We start from the raw sequence: 14,750 nt of genomic DNA, 5'->3' as shown, positions 1-14,750 counted from the left end.
CGCGCCGCCATCGCCCCCGCGCCTCCTCGCCGACCGTCCAGTCCCATCCGTGATGAGGCATTTTATCCCCGTAGTCACCCCACTCCTGACGGTTATCGCGAATACACCTCCGGATGACGGTCCAGCCCGTAGGCCCGCTCCGCGCGTGCGGGCTGGCAGGTCCGTAGGCGTGTCACCTCACCGCGCCACGGGACGTACCCCGGCCGATTCGACCCGTCCCGTCGCGCCGCCACCGGCGGTACGCCGGATCATGCGGGGCGTCACCCTCCGGTAGGAGCGCGGGTCGACCGGCAACAACCACTGTCGGGCCCGTGCCAACCGACCGAGGTTGAGCCCGAGCTCGTCGAGCACCTCGTCGATGTTGTGCATCGAGAACGGGATGACGTTCGTGCCCCGGGCGTGCCGCCCGCTGGTCCGCGCCGCCATCCAGGCCACGCGCGTGCGAACCTGCTCGCGCATCCGATCCCGGGGCGGCAGTGTGATCCCGCCGCGCAGGTGGGCGGCGGTCCAGACCGCTGCCATCTCCGCGCTCAGCGGGCTGAAGAACGAGGAGTTGTAGCCGGCGAAGGTCAGGCGTGGGACGTCGATCGGCAGGATCTGGCGGTAGAGCATGAAGTTGCCGGCGGCGTCCTGAAGCCGGGCGTGCAGCGCGTCATCGAAGAACGGAACGTGCTGCCGGAAGCCGGTGCCACAGATCACCAGGTCCGCGGCGAGCACCGTGCCGTCATCGAGGCGCGCGGCCGGTCGGCCGCCGTCGACCAACAGCTCGCTGATCGTCCGGTCCCGGTGGACCGTGATGCGGCCGTCGACGACGCGCTCGAAGAAGCCTTCCGTCGCGAGGCTGACGGTGCTGCGGGCGATGTCCTGGAAGGTCCCGTTCGGCACGAGGCCCAGCTCGCGCAGCTTGAGCTGCCTGGTCGCGACCGACCCGACGCTGTCGAGCAGCCTACGGCGCAGGCCGTCTCCCGGACCGTGCAGGAACCGCTCGAGACCTTTGAGGCTGAGGTAGCGGAACAGCGCCTCACCCATCCGGGTGAGCAGGAGGTACTTGTAGTTCAGGGCGCCGCCGAGCTTCCTGGGCATCTTCCAGAGCAGCTCGCGGGCGACGAGGTGGGTCTGTGCGGCGACGTCGCTCAGGGGGACCGCAACGTCACAGGAGGACTTGCCGTACCCGACGACGAGGACGTTCTTTCCCCGGGCCGCCGCGAGGTCGTGGAAATCGCCCGCCGCCAGGACGCGTCCTCCGGCGGCGGTGAAGTCCTCGCGGCCGTCGAAGGACGGAACGAGCGGATCGGAGAAGATGCCGTTGGCGACGATGAGGTGGTCGTACCGCTCCACGGTCACCGGGTCCTGACCCGCCGGGCGCGACGCGAGCAGCCACCCGGTCTCGTTGTCCAGGAGTGCCGCGGAAACGACCTCTGTGGAGAGACGCAGGACGGCGCCGAGCCCGAACATCTCCACGTAGCTCTCCAGGTACTGCTGGACCTGCTCACCCGTCGGCCACTGCGGGTAGTGCGCGGGCATCGGGAGGTCGGAGAGGTGGTAGGTGCCCTTGTCGTTCTGGGTACGGAGGCCGGGGTACCGACGGGTGCGGCTCCACACCCCGCCGACATCGGGCGCCTTCTCGAACACGGTGACGTCGAAGCCACTCTGGCGCAGCACCTTCGCTGCGCTCAGGCCGGCGAATCCAGCGCCGACGATGGCAATCCTCATGGCGGCCTCCCGAGAGTGTGTGACCCGCTGACGGCGTACCGCGGCAGCAGAGGCGCCGGCGGTGTCAGCACGCTAACGGGCACGGCGCTCGGGCCGCTATCCGCCGCGCGCGGGGTGTGTCCGCTGTGCGCAGCCGGCCGTTCGTTGTCGGGTCGGCGGCTTTCCCCTGCTGTCCGCCCGGGTCGAGTCCTAGGGTCAGCGCAGCGGGGCGCCCCGGGAGGTGTCGGATGGATGCCGTGACGGTCCGGACGGACGACGTCGAGCACGCTCGTGCCGAGGTGGGTCGCGTCTTCTGCCCGCACCGGCTCACACCGCAGGCGGGTGTCCGCGACGTTCGGCTGCGGATGGCGGCCCGCCGCGTGGGAGGCGTGGGCATCATCGACCTCGACTACGGGCAGGCGGTGCGGATCCAACCCCCTCCGCTGGAGACCTTCTATCTCGTGCAGATCCCCCGCAGCGGCAGCACGATGCTCCGGCACGCCGGCCGTAGCGTGACCTCGACGCCCGACGTCGCCTCGGTCCTCTCCCCCTACGACGCCTCGGACATGCACTGGTCCGCGGGTTCGCCGCACCGGATCTTCTACGCCGACCGGCGCACCATCGACCGGGAGCTGGCCCGCCTGCTGGGCCGTCCGGTGGACGGCCCGGTCCGCTTCGACATCGGCATGACCATGACCACGGCGGCCGCGAAGGCCTGGGCGCGCGGCGTGGACTTCCTCGCCGACGAACTGTCGCAGCCGCTGAACGCGTCCCTGTTCGACCACCCTCAGGTCGCCGCCCGGTTCGAGCAGGGACTCATCGGCAAGTTGTTGCTGGCCCACCGGCACACCTATTCCGACCAGCTCGCCGCGCCGGCGCGCCACTCGGCCCCCGGGCGCCTGGTGCGCCGGGCCTGCGCCCTGATCGCGGACCACCACGGCGAGGCACTGACGGTCGGGGATGTCGCGGAGGCGCTCCGGGTGAGCGTACGAACGCTTCAGGACTGCTTCCGCCGCGAGTTGCAGACCACGCCGACGGCGTACCTGCGCGCCTGCCGGCTCGAGGCGGTCCACCGTGCGCTGCGGGCGGCCGGTCCCGGCGCGTCCGTGACGACCGTTGCCCTGCAACACGGGTTCGTCCATCTCGGCCGCTTCGCCAGCGACTACCGGGGGCGTTTCGGCGAGTCGCCGTCCACGACCCTGCGGGGCTGACGGTCTCCGGCAGGCTCAGCCGCGGCGGCGCGTGTCGCCCGCGGCCGTCAGCGGTGCATGTGCAGGCGAATCGTGGTGGCGCCGGGCACGGTGTGGACGCGCACGAGATCGCAGAGTTGGTTGACCAGGAGAAGGCCTCGGCTGCCGGGCTGGTGCGGCGGCACGGGGATCCGGCCGGCGAGCGGATTCGTGATGTGCCCGGTGTCGGTGAGCTGGCAGATGAGCCGGGTGTCGTCGGTCCAGACCGCGAGGGTGCCGCCACCGGCGGTGTGCTTGACCGTGTTCGCGGCCAGTTCGCTGACCGCCAGGGTGAGATCGGAGACCCGGTCGGGGGGCAGGCCGGCCGCGATGGCCTCGGCGGTCACCACCCGGCGGATGACCGAGAGGGCGTGCAGGTCGATGGTGATGGTGGTCGCCTGGGCGGGCGGGTCGTGCAGCGGCAGATTGAACCCTGCGGCCACCGCCACCGGGTCCGCGTAGTGCGGGCTCTCCCGCACCACGCTGCCCATCTGGACGACGGGATGGGTGCGGTGGGCGTCGTCGAGCCAGCGCCGGTCCAGCTGACCGGTGTCGTAGGGGCAGAGGATGGTGGCCGGCCGGCCGGCGAACGCAGCGTTGATCAGTGCCTCGTGCTGGGCGCAGGCGGGGTATTCGGTCGCGGTACGGCCGGCCCAGATCGGTTCGCCGATGATGCGCACCCGCTTCCCGGCGTGGGCCGCGGCGAAGGCGAGCAGGACGCCCGGAATGATCCGCCCGGGGTTGCGCCCGGCCACGCTCATGTCGTGCAGCTGGACCCTGCCCGCGTCGGCGCCGAGCGCGGTCCGGATGTGGTGGAGGTTGTCCCTGGGGACGGCGACCATGACCGGTTCGTCCGCGGCGAGACCGGCCTGGATGAATGGCAGCGTGCCCGCCAGGTACTCCTCGTGGCCCGCGTAGAAGAGTGCGGGGTGCGCGAAGCTGTCGGTCCTGGTGGCGACGGAGATACTCAAGCTGTGGCCTCCGAGGTGCGTGATCCGGCCGCCTCGTCGGCCCTGCCAGGATCAGGCCGCGGACCTGCGTGGCGGCGGTCAGGTGCAGTGTACGGGGGGCAGCTCCGGAACAGCCGGTCAGAGTCGTTCACGGGATACGTCTCGTGGCTGAGTGGATGGCGAGCAGGGCGATGTCGTCGGTGGCCTGCTCGCCGGCGAGGGTGCTCATGACGCGGGCGCAGACTTCCTCGGCGGGACCCGGTTCGACGGCCGCGCAGAGCCGGTCGATGCCGACGTCGATGATCTCGCCGCGGCGTTCGACGAGCCCATCGGTGTAGCAGATCAGTACCGCGTCGGAGGGGAACGCGACCTCGGTGCACCGCCGGGCTGGCTGACGTGGGCCGATACCCAGTGGAAGATCAACGGGAATGGTCAGCGTGTCGGCCGGGTGTCCTGGTGCGGCCAGGACGGGTTGCAGGTGCCCGGCGAGGGAGACCCGGATGATCGCGCGGTCCGGGGAGATCATGGCGTAGAGGACCGTCGCCAGGTTGCCGGTCTCGAAATGGTGGATCTTGCGGTCGAGCAGCGTCAGCGCACTGGCCGGGTCGTCGCAGACCAGCGCGTAGGCGCGCAGCGCGCTGCGGAGACGCCCCATGACGACCGCCGACTGCAACCCGTGCCCGGACACGTCGCCGATGACGACACCCAGCCAACCGGAGGGCAGGGTGAACACGTCGTACCAGTCGCCGCCGACGCCGGCGTCGTGGCCGGGTACGTAGCGGGCGGCCATGTCCACACCTGGCGCGTCGGGCAGGTGGGTGGGTAGCAGGCTGCGCTGCAGCGCGAGGGCGGCGCTGCGGTCGAGGCCGCTGGCCCTGGTCCGGCGGGCGAGGCTCGCCCGGTCGGCGGCGAGTTGCAGCAGTTGCACATCGTCGCTGGTGAACCGGTGCGGCCGGAGGCAGCCGACATGCAGTACGCCGATCAGCTCGCCGCCGGCGAACATGGGCACGCCCAACAACGAGCGCACTCCTCGATCGAACAGAGCCGAGTCGTCCGCGGCCGTGACGTTCTCCACCAGGACGGGCTGCTTCTCCCGGGCGACCCGGCCGGCGAAGCCGCGGCCGACGGGGGTCCGGCTACCTTCCCGGACCTCGTCCTTCAGCCCCTTCGTCGCGGTGGCCACCAACTGCTGGGCGTGCAGGTCCAGCAGCAGGATGGCCGCGGTGTCGACGCCCAGCACCTCGCCGACACGATCAACCAGCTCGGCCAGAAGGTCCTTGACGTCGAGTTGGGACAGCGCGGCGTCGGTAACCGCCTCGATGCGACGCAGCCGCTCGTCGCTCCCGCTCCCCTGCACGTCAATCACGGCAGGAGCCTAACTCTTCCGAGCCCCGGAGCAGGTCACGAGGACGGCCCATATCGGTCCAGACCGTCGAGCACCCACCCGCCACCCGGGCCCAGGCACCGGGTCGCTGGCCAAGAACACTGGGCGCTTTGCCCCTTTTCGACCATGGGTCGCAACACCGGGAGCCGCCCGGCCTACGTCAACCTGACCGGTGCGCGTCAGATGGCCGCGGCCTTGGCCACCTTCCACTCCCCGTCCACCGGGACCAGGGTGAGCACCACCCGGTTCTGATCGACCTTCTCCCCGGCCGTGTTCACGTTGCGCCGGTACTGGTTGAGGTACACGAGCAACTCGACCCGCTCGGCGGTGGCGCTCACCACACCCGTCGCGGACACCTCCGCCGCCACGACCGCCTGCTGTGCGGCAGCGGTCTGCTTCAACGCCGCCGTGGTCTGTTCGTACTCCTTGCCGAACGCGCCGGTGGCGAAGGTGCGGCCGTTGGCGACGCTGTCGTCGAACGTACGGTAGTCGTAGGAGAAGATCGCCTTGGCGGCGGCGGGCGCGGTGGCCAGCGCCTGGCGTACGGCGCTGTCCCGCCGCTCGGCGCGGTGGTCGCCCCACCAGCCGGCGCCGGCGACGGCGGCCGCGAGCACGATCGCGACGACCAGGGCCGGGACGAGCCGGATCCGGGCGGGACGCAGCCGGGGAACCCGCGGCCGTCGCGGGAATCGGACCAGGGTACGCACGTGTCCTCCCTCTCTCACCCGACGAACTGCAGCCGCGACACGAGCCACCGCCCGGATGCCTTGTCGCGGACGATGTCCAGCTGGATCCGGTAGTGCGACGGCCGCCCCTCGGGCGCCTTGACGTTCTTGACGGTGGCGTCGACGGCGACCAGTACGACCGCTCGGCGGCGATCCCCGGAGACCAGCCCGGCCCGCAGCACCGACCCACGCGAGTCGACCTTGTTCTCCACCACCGCGGCGCGGACCTGCGACTGCCCCCGGGTGAACTCGTCCTTGAAGTCGCCGGTGGCTCCGGCGGTGATCCGCTGGATGTCCCGGTCGACGCTGGCCGCGCTGACCGAGACGAAGTTGACGCTCGCCTGTTTGGCGGCCGCGAGGGCCTGCTGGCGGGCCTGGTCCGTCGCCCGGTCGACGTACCAGCGGTGGCCGGTCACGCCGCCGGCCACCAGCGTCGCGGCGAGCACGGCCACGAGCAGGAGGATCAGCGACCGCCGCTGGGTCGTCGACGTGGCCCGCTCGCCCGTGCGTCGGCCACCGGAGACCTCCTCCGGCGTGCCGTCCGCACTCGCGGGATCGTCTCCGCTGGCCGGGTCCGCGGCATCCGCCGGGTCCTCGACCGGCTCCTGGTCGAGCCGCTCCAGCAGGTCCTCGATCGGCTCCACCGGTCGGGGAAACTGGCGGGGGACGATCCGGCGCTGCGACGCCCGGCCGGGCACCCCGGGCTTCGCCCCCTTGATGACTTTCAGCGTGTGGTCCCTCCGGGCCCGCATCTCGCCCTCCTTCTTCGCGGTGCTCATGGCGTCACTCCGGCCAGCAGCAACTGCTTCCACGACTGGTCCCCGGCGATCCGGGACTGGCCCCCGGTCCCGCCGAACTGCAGCGGCCGGCCGTCCGAGCCGAGCACCAGACCGGTCGCCGGGTCGTACCCGCCGGTCTCGCTCCCGGCGGTCGGGGCTTCGGCGGACCGCCCCGGGTCGGGGGCCGGTTCGCGGCCACCCGGTCGCGGGGCGTTGGCGGCACCGCGCACGCTGGCGCCGGCCGCCCGCTCCCCCGCATCGCAGGTGGTTCCGCCGCCGCCGTACACGCAGGACGGCGGGTCGTCGACGTTGAGGACCAGACCGAGGTGGGCGGTGCCGTCGCCCGGAGTGACGGTGAAACCGCCGGCGACGGCAATCGGGTACACCACCAGCAGGTGCTCGATGCCGGGCAGCCGCCGGGCGGCGATGCCGTTGACGGTCACCAGGTTGCCGAGCAGGGCACCGACCGTCGGTTCCAGCCCCCGCAGCAACGCGACCAGTTCCCGACCGGCCGGCGGCCCGGCGGCGAGCAGCCGCCGCAGGTCCGGGTCGGCGTCGCGGACGGTGGCCGCCAGTTGGGCCAGTCCTGCCGCCCACCGGCGCAGCGCCTTGGCCGACTCGGCCTGGGTGGTGAGCACGGTTCGCCCATCGTTGATCAGCGCGAGCGTCTCCGGCAGGCGGGTGGTCGCATCGGTCAGCAGCGCGTCCCCGTGGTCCAGGAGTCGGGCCAGGGCCAGCTCGTTGCCCTCGAACGCGGCGCCGAGTTCGCTGATGAGGACGGTGAGATCCTCCGGGCCGACGGAGCGGACCAGGGCGTCGAGATTGCTCAGCAGCACCTCCGGGGCGAGCGGGACACCGGTCCGCTCGGCCGGGATCACCGCGCCGTCGGTGAGGTAGGGCCCGCCGTCGCGGTCCGGACGCAGGTCCACGTACTGCTCCCCGACGGCGGAGCGCTGCGCCACCACGGCCCGCAGGTCGTCCGGTACCCGCACATCGCGCTGCAACCGCAGGTCGGCCCGGACCCCGTCACCGCGCAGCGCGACTGCGGCGACCCGGCCGACGGGCACCCCGCGGTAGGTGACCGGGGCGTTGGGAAAGATGCCGCCGGCCCGGGCGAGGTCCAGGTGGACGACGTAGCTTCCGCCGAGCAGCCGGTCGCCCAGCCCGACGTAGCGGACGCCGACGTAGCTGACACCGAGGACGCTCACCAGCAGGAACGCCAGAACCTGCACCTTCGCGGTACGCCCGATCATGGCTTCAATCCTCCTGACAGGACGTCCGGCAGGCTGCCGATCTGTCCGATCACCGCGCCGGTCAGCGGCAGGACGCACTGTGCCGACATGACCGTGCCGGTGGGCAGTTCGGTCCCGACCGGAAAGACCGTGCCCGGTGGTACGAGACCCTTCGGCAGGATCAGTCCGCCGATGGGCACCGTCGAGCCGGGCTTGAGCAGGACGCAGCCCTTCGGCAGCAGACAGTCCTTCGGCGGCGTCCAGGTCGCGGGGAAGTTGCGCGGGTCGGGCAGGCACTTCAGGATCGGCAGGTCGGGCAGCGGGCGGGACCCGCCGGGCGGTCGCGGCACGGCAGGTGTGGCGCCGCTGGTCGCCGGCGCCCCGCCGCGGGTGGCTCCCTTCGACGGCGTGGCCGGACGGGCGGGGGCGGCGGCGACCAGGTTCGCCAGGATCGACGCCGAGTCGAGATCGGCCGTGATGGAGAGGTTGACGAAGTCGCCGACGATCGCGCCGGTGACGTTGGGTGGGAACGGGTAGGACAGCATGAAGTCCAGCGACTTCGGCAGGTCGTCCCCCGCACGGGTCAGCTGTTCCAGGATGGGTTGCAGCGCCCGGACGTCGGCCAGCGTGTCGTCGCGGCTGCGGTTGACGACCCGGGTGCCGACGTCGCCCAGTCGGTCCAGTGCGGTCAGCGCCCGGGTCAGTTGGGCGCGCTGCCCGGCCAGCACCGTCAGGCCCGGGGCGAGGGAGTCCACGGCCTCGCCGAGCATCTGCTTCTGGCGGTGGAGCCGGCCGCTGAGCCGGTCCAGGGCGTCGAGGGCGCGGACCAGGTCGGCCTTCTGCTTGTCCAGCCCGCCGATGAACGTGTCGAGCTGGTCCAGCGCGTCCCGGACGGCGGGCTCCCGCCCGTCGAGCGCGGCGCCGAGCTCCTGGTTGATGGTCCTCAGCTGCGCCAGGCCACCGCCGTTGAGCAGCAGTCCGAGGGCGGCCAGCACCTCTTCCACCTCAGCACCGCGAGCGGTGCGCGACAGCGGGATGAGGTCGCCGTCGGCGAGTCGACCGGCTGCGACACCGGTGGGCGGCGGCGCCACCGTCACGTACTTCTCGCCCAGCAGGCTGCTCTGCCGGACGGCGGCCGTCGCGTTGGACGGAAGGCGTACGTCTGCGCCGATGCGCAGGGTGACCCGGGCGGTCCAGCCGGCCAGGGAGATCTTCTCCACGCTGCCGACCGTCACGTCGTCGACCTTCACGGCGGCCTGTGGCACCAGGTCGAGCACGTCGCTGAATTCCGCGGTGACGGCGTACCCGTCGCCCTTCGGGGCGCCACCGGGCAGCGGCAGGTCGGCGAGGTCGGGCAGGCCGCACCCGGCCGGCAGCATCACCACCACGATCGCGCACGCCAGGGCACGCAGGATGCGGGCGCTCACGACACACCGCGCAGGATGCCGCCGAGGGTGGGGTCGCTGGTGATGCCGGAGCCGCCCGGCGCCTGGTCGGGGATCGGCGCACCGGGGGAACGGAGGGGAGAGTCTCCCGGTGAGGACCCGCCGGTCGCCGGGGCGCCGGGCGGCAGCTTGAGGAGCTTGCGCAGCTCATCGGTCATGGGCAGCCCGCGCGAGTGCAGGGTCTGCGCGAGTGCCCGGCACTTGGCGGGCACCTGCGCCGCGGGCACCTGGTCCACCAGCAACGAGCAGGCGAAACCGGCGGGGTCGTAGGGACCCATCACGTTGTCGCGGGTGTCCAGGGTGCCGGATCGCGGGTTGTAGGCCAGGTTGAGGTTGCTCAGGGCGAGCGGGGCGACGTCGAGAATGTCGATGACGGCCTGTTGCTGGCGGACCAGGATGCCGGTGATGTCCGCCAGCGCGGCGACGTTGGAGGTCAACGCGTCCCGGTTCTGCCGCACGAACGTGGTCACGTCGGCCAGCGCGGTGGAGAGGTTGCGCAGGGCGGCGGCCAGTTCGTCGCGTTCCCCGGCCAGTTGTTCGGCGACGTCGGCCAACTGCTGGTTGAAGGCGCGCACCTCCCGGTCGCTGCGCGCCAGTGCGGTGGTGAAGCGCTGCAGGTTGGCGACCGACCCGAAGAGGTCCTGCCGCCCGTCGGAGAGGGTGGCCAGTGCCCGGGACAGGCCGTCGAGGGTGTCGTGCAGGTCCTGGCCGTTGCCCTCGAGGTTGGCGCGACCGGTGGCGACCAGGTCGGACAGCGCGCCGTCGCGGTTGGCGCCCTCCGGGCCGAGGGTGCGGTTGAAGTCGTCGAGCGCCTGGTAGATGTCGTCGATCTCCATGGGCGCGGCGGTCCGCTCCAGCGGTATCTCGGCCCGGTCGGCGAGCGCGGCTCCGCCGGCGTAGGCGGGAGTGAGCTGGACGTAGCGGTCGCTGACCACGCTGGGCGGCACGATGAGCGCCTGCGCGTCGGCGGGAACGGCGATCCCCGGGTCGTAGGACATGGTCACCTGGACGGTGCGGCCCTGCGGGGTCACGGCGACCACCTCGCCGACGCGGACACCCAGCACCCGGACGTCCGATCCGGGGTACACGCCGACGGCGCGGTCGAAGTGGGCCACCACCCGCCGCGGAGGTGTGCCGTCGCGGAGAACGACCACGCCGGCGGCGACGGCTACCAGGAGGGTGGTGGTGACGGCGACCGGCCGTCGCCACCGCTGCATGGGACCGGGCATCAGCGGCCTCCCGTGGGCTGGTACGGCTGGAGCAGACCGGAGACGTACGAGTCGAACCAGCGGCCGTTGCCCACCACGTTGGCGAACGCGGTGACGAACGGTCCCATCCGCTGGATGGTCTTCTCCAGGTCGTCCCGGTTGCGTTGCAGGACGGCGACGACCTCCCGCAGCTTGTGCAGCGCGGGAGCGAGCTGGGCGCGGTTGTCGCTGACCAGACCGGAGAGCTGCGTGGCGAGTTCGTCGGTGCCGACGAGCAGCTTGTGGATGGCGTCCCGACGCCGGCTCACCTCGGTCAACAGCGCCTCGCCGTCGGTGACCAGTGCGCGGAACTCCTCGTCCCGGGTGGCGAGCACGGCGGTCACCTGGCGGGCGCGGTCGAGCAGCGCGCGCAGTTCGGCGTCGCGTCCGGCGACGGTCCGGGAGAGCCGGGAGAGGCCGACCAGGGAGGCGTTGACGCTCTCGGGGGTGTCGGCGAAGGTCTCGGACAGTGTGGTGAAGGCGGCGGCGAGCTGGTCGGTGTCGACTCTGTCGAGGGTGTCGGCGAGCCCGGTGACCGCCTGCACCACGTCGAACGGCGCCGCGGTGCGGGCGAGGGGGATCTGCCCGCCCTCGCGCAGCCGACCCGGTCCGGCCGGCGAGAGGGCCAGGTACTTCTGGCCGAGCACGGTCTTGATCCTGATCGTGGCGCCGGTGTCGGTGCCGAGCCGGACGCTGTCGTCGTCGACCCGGAACCGGACCCGCACGTGGGGCGCGCCGTCGCGGGCGAGTTCCACGGCGGTCACCTTGCCGACCCGCACCCCGGCGACCCGCACCTCGTTGCCGGTGACGAGTCCACTGGCGTCGTGAAAGGCCGCCTGGTAGCCGCGTCCGGTGAGATCGGCCAGCCGGTCGAGCTGGAAGGCGCCCAGCAGGGCGGCGACGATCAGCACCAGCCCGAGCGTGCCGACGACCACCGGGTTGCGTTCCCGAAACGGTGTCACTGGCTGCCTCCGGCGCATCGGGCGGCCGGGGCGCTGAACGTGGGCAGGTCGAGTGGTGCCCGGCCCGACACCGCCACGTTGCCGTCGAAGTCGCAGAGGTAGAAGTTGAACCACGAGCCGTGGGACGCGACGCGGGTCAGCGACTCGTACCGCTCCGGCAGCCGCCCGAGGGTGCTGTCGATGACGGCCGCGTTGCGGTTGAGGGTGCCGGAGAGCTCGTCCAGGGCACGCACGTCCGCGGCGAGCGGTGGTCGTACGTCGCGCAGCAGCGACGACGTGGCATCGGTGAGCTCACCGATGCTGACCAGCGACTCGCCGATGGCCGTGCGGTCGGCGGACAACCCGGAGACGAACTGCTGGAGCTGGCTGATGCTCTGGTCCAGGTTCTGGTCCCGTTCGGCCAGCGTGCCCAGGACGCCGTTGAGGTTGGTGATGACCCGCCCGATGACGGCGTCCCGGTCGGCGAGGGTGTTGGTCAGCGACGCGGTGCGTCGCAGCAGGCTGCTGACCGTGCCGCCCTCGCCCTGGAGGACCTGGATGATCTCGTAGGCGAGCTTGTTGACGTCCTCCGGGTTGAGCGCCGTGAACAGTGGCCGGAACCCGTTGAACAACACCGTGAGGTCCAGCGCCGGCGTCGTCTGGTCGAGCGGGATCAGGCCGTCGGGCCGCAGTGGACGCCCCTCCCCCGGCCCTTCGCTCAGCGCCACGTACCGCTGGCCCACCAGGTTGCGGTAGCGGATCTTGGCGCGGACGCTGGTGGCCACCGGAACGTCGGAGGTGACCGTGAAGCTCACCTCGGCGACGGTGTCGTCGACGACCCTGATGCCGCTGACCCGGCCGACCTGAACGCCAGCGACGCGGACGTCGTCGCCGGGGAGCAGGCCGGTGACGTCGGTGAACCGGGCCTGGTAGGTGACGCCACCCGGTGGAAAGGCGCCGAGGGTCTGCGCGAGCAGCGCCGTCAGCAGCAGGGTCACCGCGGCGAAGACCACCAGCTTCAGCAGGGGTGCCCTCGTTTTCGTGCTCATCGCGCGTTCACCACCCCTCCCCTCAGCAACGGCCCCCACAGCAGGACCGCGATGTCGGGAACCTCCGCGGGCAGGATGCCGGTGACGGCACCGACCAGCGGCTTGACCAGGGCGCGCTCCTCGACGGTGGCGGCCCGGCCCATCGCCGGGGAGCCGCTTGCCGGCACGGCCGCCGCCAGGCCGACCGGCAAGGGGGTACGCGGGCGGGCGTCGCCGTGGTCGTAGCCGTCGACGACCGACACGCCGGGCGCGGGCCGCCCCGGTTGGGGCAGGCCTCTGCACTGCGGCCCGTCGTGCGCGCCGTAGGCGGGCTCGTCGCGGCCCTTCTCGTACTTGCCGCCGTCGCGGGTGACCTCCAGGGTGACGTGCATCCGGCCGCCGGCGAAGGCCTCCTCGACGTGCGGTTGCAGAGCGACGAGGCCGCTCATCAGGCACGGATACTCGGGGGCGTACGTGGCGAGCAGTTCCAGTACCGGGCGGCTCACCTTGCCGAGCTCGATGATCTGGTCGCCGTGCCGGTCGAGGAAGCCGCGGGTGGCGTCGGCGGTGTCGGTGGTGTCGGCGAGGAACGACGCCAACTGTGCACGCTGGTCGGTGACGGTGCGGGCGGTGACGGTGACGTCCCGGAGCAGGGCCAGCAGGTCGGGCAGGGCGGCGTCGTAGCTGTCCAGCACGACGGCGAGCTTCCGGACGTCCTCGGCGATGGTCGGCATCGCCGGGTTGAGCTGCCGCAGGTACGCGCCGAGCCGCTCGACGTTCGCGCCGAGCTGCTCGCCGCGTCCGTCGAGCGCCGTGGCGATCGCGCCCAGCGTCGCGGCGAGCTGGTCGGGTCGCACCGCCTGGAGCAGCGGCAGCGCCTCGTCGAGGACGCGTTCCAGCTCGACCGCGGTGCGGCTGCGGTCCTGGGTGACGACCGCGCCGTCACGGATCGGTACGCCGCTGCCGCCGGCCGGTGGCACGAGTTCGACGTACCGCTCGCCGAAGAGCGTCTTGGGCAGCAGCCGGGCGCTGACGTCGGCGGGGATCCGCGGCGTGGTGGCCGGGTCCAGGGCCAGCCGGATCGTCGCGCCGGCGCCCTCGCTGCCGACCGAGCGCACCTCGCCGACGACGACCCCGCGGACCTTGACGTCGGCACCCGGGCTGAGCTGCAGGCCCGAGCGGCCGGCCTGCAGGGTGACCCAGGTGACCGGCGTGAACGCCTTGCGGTACTGCAGCACGGAGGCGGTCAACGCCGTGGTCAGCACGGCGATGAAGACGATGCCGAGGATGCGATGTCTCATGGTCACCCCGCGATCCGGACGGTGGTGGTCGCGCCCCAGATGGCCAGCGACAGGAAGAAGTCGACGATGTTGACCGCGACGATGGCGAGCCGCACGGCCCGTCCGACCGCGACGCCGACGCCGGCGGGCCCGCCGCTGGCGGTGTAGCCGTAGTAGCAGTGCACCAGCACCACGATCACGCTGAACACCAGCACCTTGCCGAAGGACCAGAGCACGTCCTCCGGCGGCAGGAACAGGTGGAAGTAGTAGTCGTACGTGCCGGCCGACTGTCCGAAGTAGTGGATGGCGATGGTGCGGGTGGCCAGGTAGCTGGAGAGCAGCCCCACCACGTAGAGCGGGATGACCGCGATGAATCCGGCGATCATGCGGGTGGTGACCAGGAACGGCAGTGAGGGCACCCCCATCACCTCGAGGGCGTCCACCTCCTCGGAGATCCGCATCGCCCCGAGCTGGGCGGTGAACCCGCAGCCCACGGTGGCCGACAGGGCCAGCGCCGCGACCAGCGGGGAGATCTCCCGGGTGTTGAAGTACGCCGAGACGAAACCGGTGAAGGCGCTGCTGCCGAGCTGGTTGAGCGCCTGGTAGCCCTGGAGTCCGACCTCGGTGCCGGTGAAGAAGGTCAGGAAGCAGATGACACCGACGGTGCCGCCGAGCACGGCGAGCGCGCCGGAGCCGAAGCTCACCTCCGCCAGCAGCCGGATCACCTCGCGCTTGTAGCGGCGCACGGTGCGCGGCGCCCAGGCGAACGCCCGCAGGTAGAAGGCGAGCTGTCCGCCCAGGTTGTCGAGGTGCCGCAG

13 protein-coding genes are annotated in these 14,750 nt (G+C 72.0%); 1 reads left to right on the top strand and 12 read right to left on the bottom strand.

Annotation, left to right across the window (positions count from 1 at the left end; all coding sequences use genetic code 11):
- Nucleotides 1–177: 177 nt before the first annotated feature.
- Nucleotides 178–1,713 carry an NAD(P)/FAD-dependent oxidoreductase gene (locus KBX63_RS24420; protein WP_210914820.1) on the bottom strand — a complete coding sequence of 512 codons (1,536 nt, stop codon included), beginning with the start codon at nt 1,711–1,713 and terminating at the stop codon, nt 178–180.
- A gap of 227 nt (nt 1,714–1,940) precedes the next feature.
- On the opposite strand from KBX63_RS24420, the gene KBX63_RS24415 reads away from it, so the two are divergent.
- Complete coding sequence (locus KBX63_RS24415) at nt 1,941–2,903, top strand: AraC family transcriptional regulator (RefSeq protein WP_210914818.1); 963 nt, start codon at nt 1,941–1,943, stop codon at nt 2,901–2,903.
- 47 nt (nt 2,904–2,950) lie between these two features.
- On the opposite strand, the gene KBX63_RS24410 is transcribed toward KBX63_RS24415, so the two are convergent.
- The 11 genes from KBX63_RS24410 to KBX63_RS24360 form a co-directional block, all read right to left on the bottom strand.
- The gene (locus KBX63_RS24410; RefSeq protein WP_247662995.1) at nt 2,951–3,892 is read right to left on the bottom strand and encodes a sensor histidine kinase; all 942 of its coding nucleotides are present in this window, start codon (nt 3,890–3,892) and stop codon (nt 2,951–2,953) included.
- A gap of 127 nt (nt 3,893–4,019) precedes the next feature.
- Nucleotides 4,020–5,237, bottom strand: a complete 1,218-nt coding sequence (locus KBX63_RS24405) for a SpoIIE family protein phosphatase (RefSeq protein WP_307871818.1) — start codon at nt 5,235–5,237, stop codon at nt 4,020–4,022.
- A gap of 197 nt (nt 5,238–5,434) precedes the next feature.
- The gene (locus tag KBX63_RS24400) at nt 5,435–5,962 is read right to left on the bottom strand and encodes a hypothetical protein (RefSeq protein WP_210914817.1); all 528 of its coding nucleotides are present in this window, start codon (nt 5,960–5,962) and stop codon (nt 5,435–5,437) included.
- Between the two features lie 14 nt (nt 5,963–5,976).
- Complete coding sequence (locus KBX63_RS24395) at nt 5,977–6,759, bottom strand: hypothetical protein (RefSeq protein ID WP_210914816.1); 783 nt, start codon at nt 6,757–6,759, stop codon at nt 5,977–5,979.
- A complete protein-coding gene (locus KBX63_RS24390; RefSeq protein WP_210914812.1) occupies nt 6,756–8,012 on the bottom strand; it encodes an MCE family protein in 1,257 nt (418 codons plus the stop codon). The genes KBX63_RS24395 and KBX63_RS24390 overlap by 4 nt, the downstream gene beginning before the upstream one ends.
- Nucleotides 8,009–9,418, bottom strand: coding sequence for an MCE family protein (locus KBX63_RS24385; protein ID WP_307871817.1), 1,410 nt, complete (start codon nt 9,416–9,418; stop codon nt 8,009–8,011). The genes KBX63_RS24390 and KBX63_RS24385 overlap by 4 nt, the downstream gene beginning before the upstream one ends.
- Entirely contained in the window at nt 9,415–10,665 is a 1,251-nt protein-coding gene (locus KBX63_RS24380) for an MCE family protein (RefSeq protein ID WP_210914808.1), read from the bottom strand. Before KBX63_RS24380 ends, KBX63_RS24385 begins: the two co-directional genes overlap by 4 nt.
- Nucleotides 10,665–11,645, bottom strand: a complete 981-nt coding sequence (locus KBX63_RS24375) for an MCE family protein (protein WP_307871816.1) — start codon at nt 11,643–11,645, stop codon at nt 10,665–10,667. Before KBX63_RS24375 ends, KBX63_RS24380 begins: the two co-directional genes overlap by 1 nt.
- Nucleotides 11,642–12,673, bottom strand: coding sequence for an MCE family protein (locus tag KBX63_RS24370; RefSeq protein ID WP_210914802.1), 1,032 nt, complete (start codon nt 12,671–12,673; stop codon nt 11,642–11,644). The genes KBX63_RS24375 and KBX63_RS24370 overlap by 4 nt, the downstream gene beginning before the upstream one ends.
- Entirely contained in the window at nt 12,670–13,953 is a 1,284-nt protein-coding gene (locus KBX63_RS24365) for an MCE family protein (RefSeq protein WP_210914801.1), read from the bottom strand. Before KBX63_RS24365 ends, KBX63_RS24370 begins: the two co-directional genes overlap by 4 nt.
- A 2-nt stretch (nt 13,954–13,955) precedes the next feature.
- Entirely contained in the window at nt 13,956–14,750 is a 795-nt protein-coding gene (locus tag KBX63_RS24360) for an ABC transporter permease (RefSeq protein ID WP_210914906.1), read from the bottom strand.

The organism is Micromonospora sp. U21 (assembly GCF_018070045.1).
Lineage (GTDB): Bacteria > Actinomycetota > Actinomycetes > Mycobacteriales > Micromonosporaceae > Micromonospora.
Note: the sequence above shows the minus strand (reverse complement) of the source record. Positions and strands in the feature narration are given on the sequence as shown.

Excerpts from the sequence above, each read along its gene's own strand:
- KBX63_RS24380 (WP_210914808.1), bottom strand. The coding sequence starts at position 10,665 with ATGCCCGGTCCCATGCAGCGGTGGCGACGGCCGGTCGCCGTCACCACC.
- KBX63_RS24395 (WP_210914816.1), bottom strand. The coding sequence starts at position 6,759 with ATGAGCACCGCGAAGAAGGAGGGCGAGATGCGGGCCCGGAGGGACCAC.
- KBX63_RS24365 (WP_210914801.1), bottom strand. The coding sequence starts at position 13,953 with ATGAGACATCGCATCCTCGGCATCGTCTTCATCGCCGTGCTGACCACG.
- KBX63_RS24415 (WP_210914818.1), top strand. The coding sequence starts at position 1,941 with ATGGATGCCGTGACGGTCCGGACGGACGACGTCGAGCACGCTCGTGCC.
- KBX63_RS24370 (WP_210914802.1), bottom strand. The coding sequence starts at position 12,673 with ATGAGCACGAAAACGAGGGCACCCCTGCTGAAGCTGGTGGTCTTCGCC.
- KBX63_RS24390 (WP_210914812.1), bottom strand. The coding sequence starts at position 8,012 with ATGATCGGGCGTACCGCGAAGGTGCAGGTTCTGGCGTTCCTGCTGGTG.
- KBX63_RS24420 (WP_210914820.1), bottom strand. The coding sequence starts at position 1,713 with ATGAGGATTGCCATCGTCGGCGCTGGATTCGCCGGCCTGAGCGCAGCG.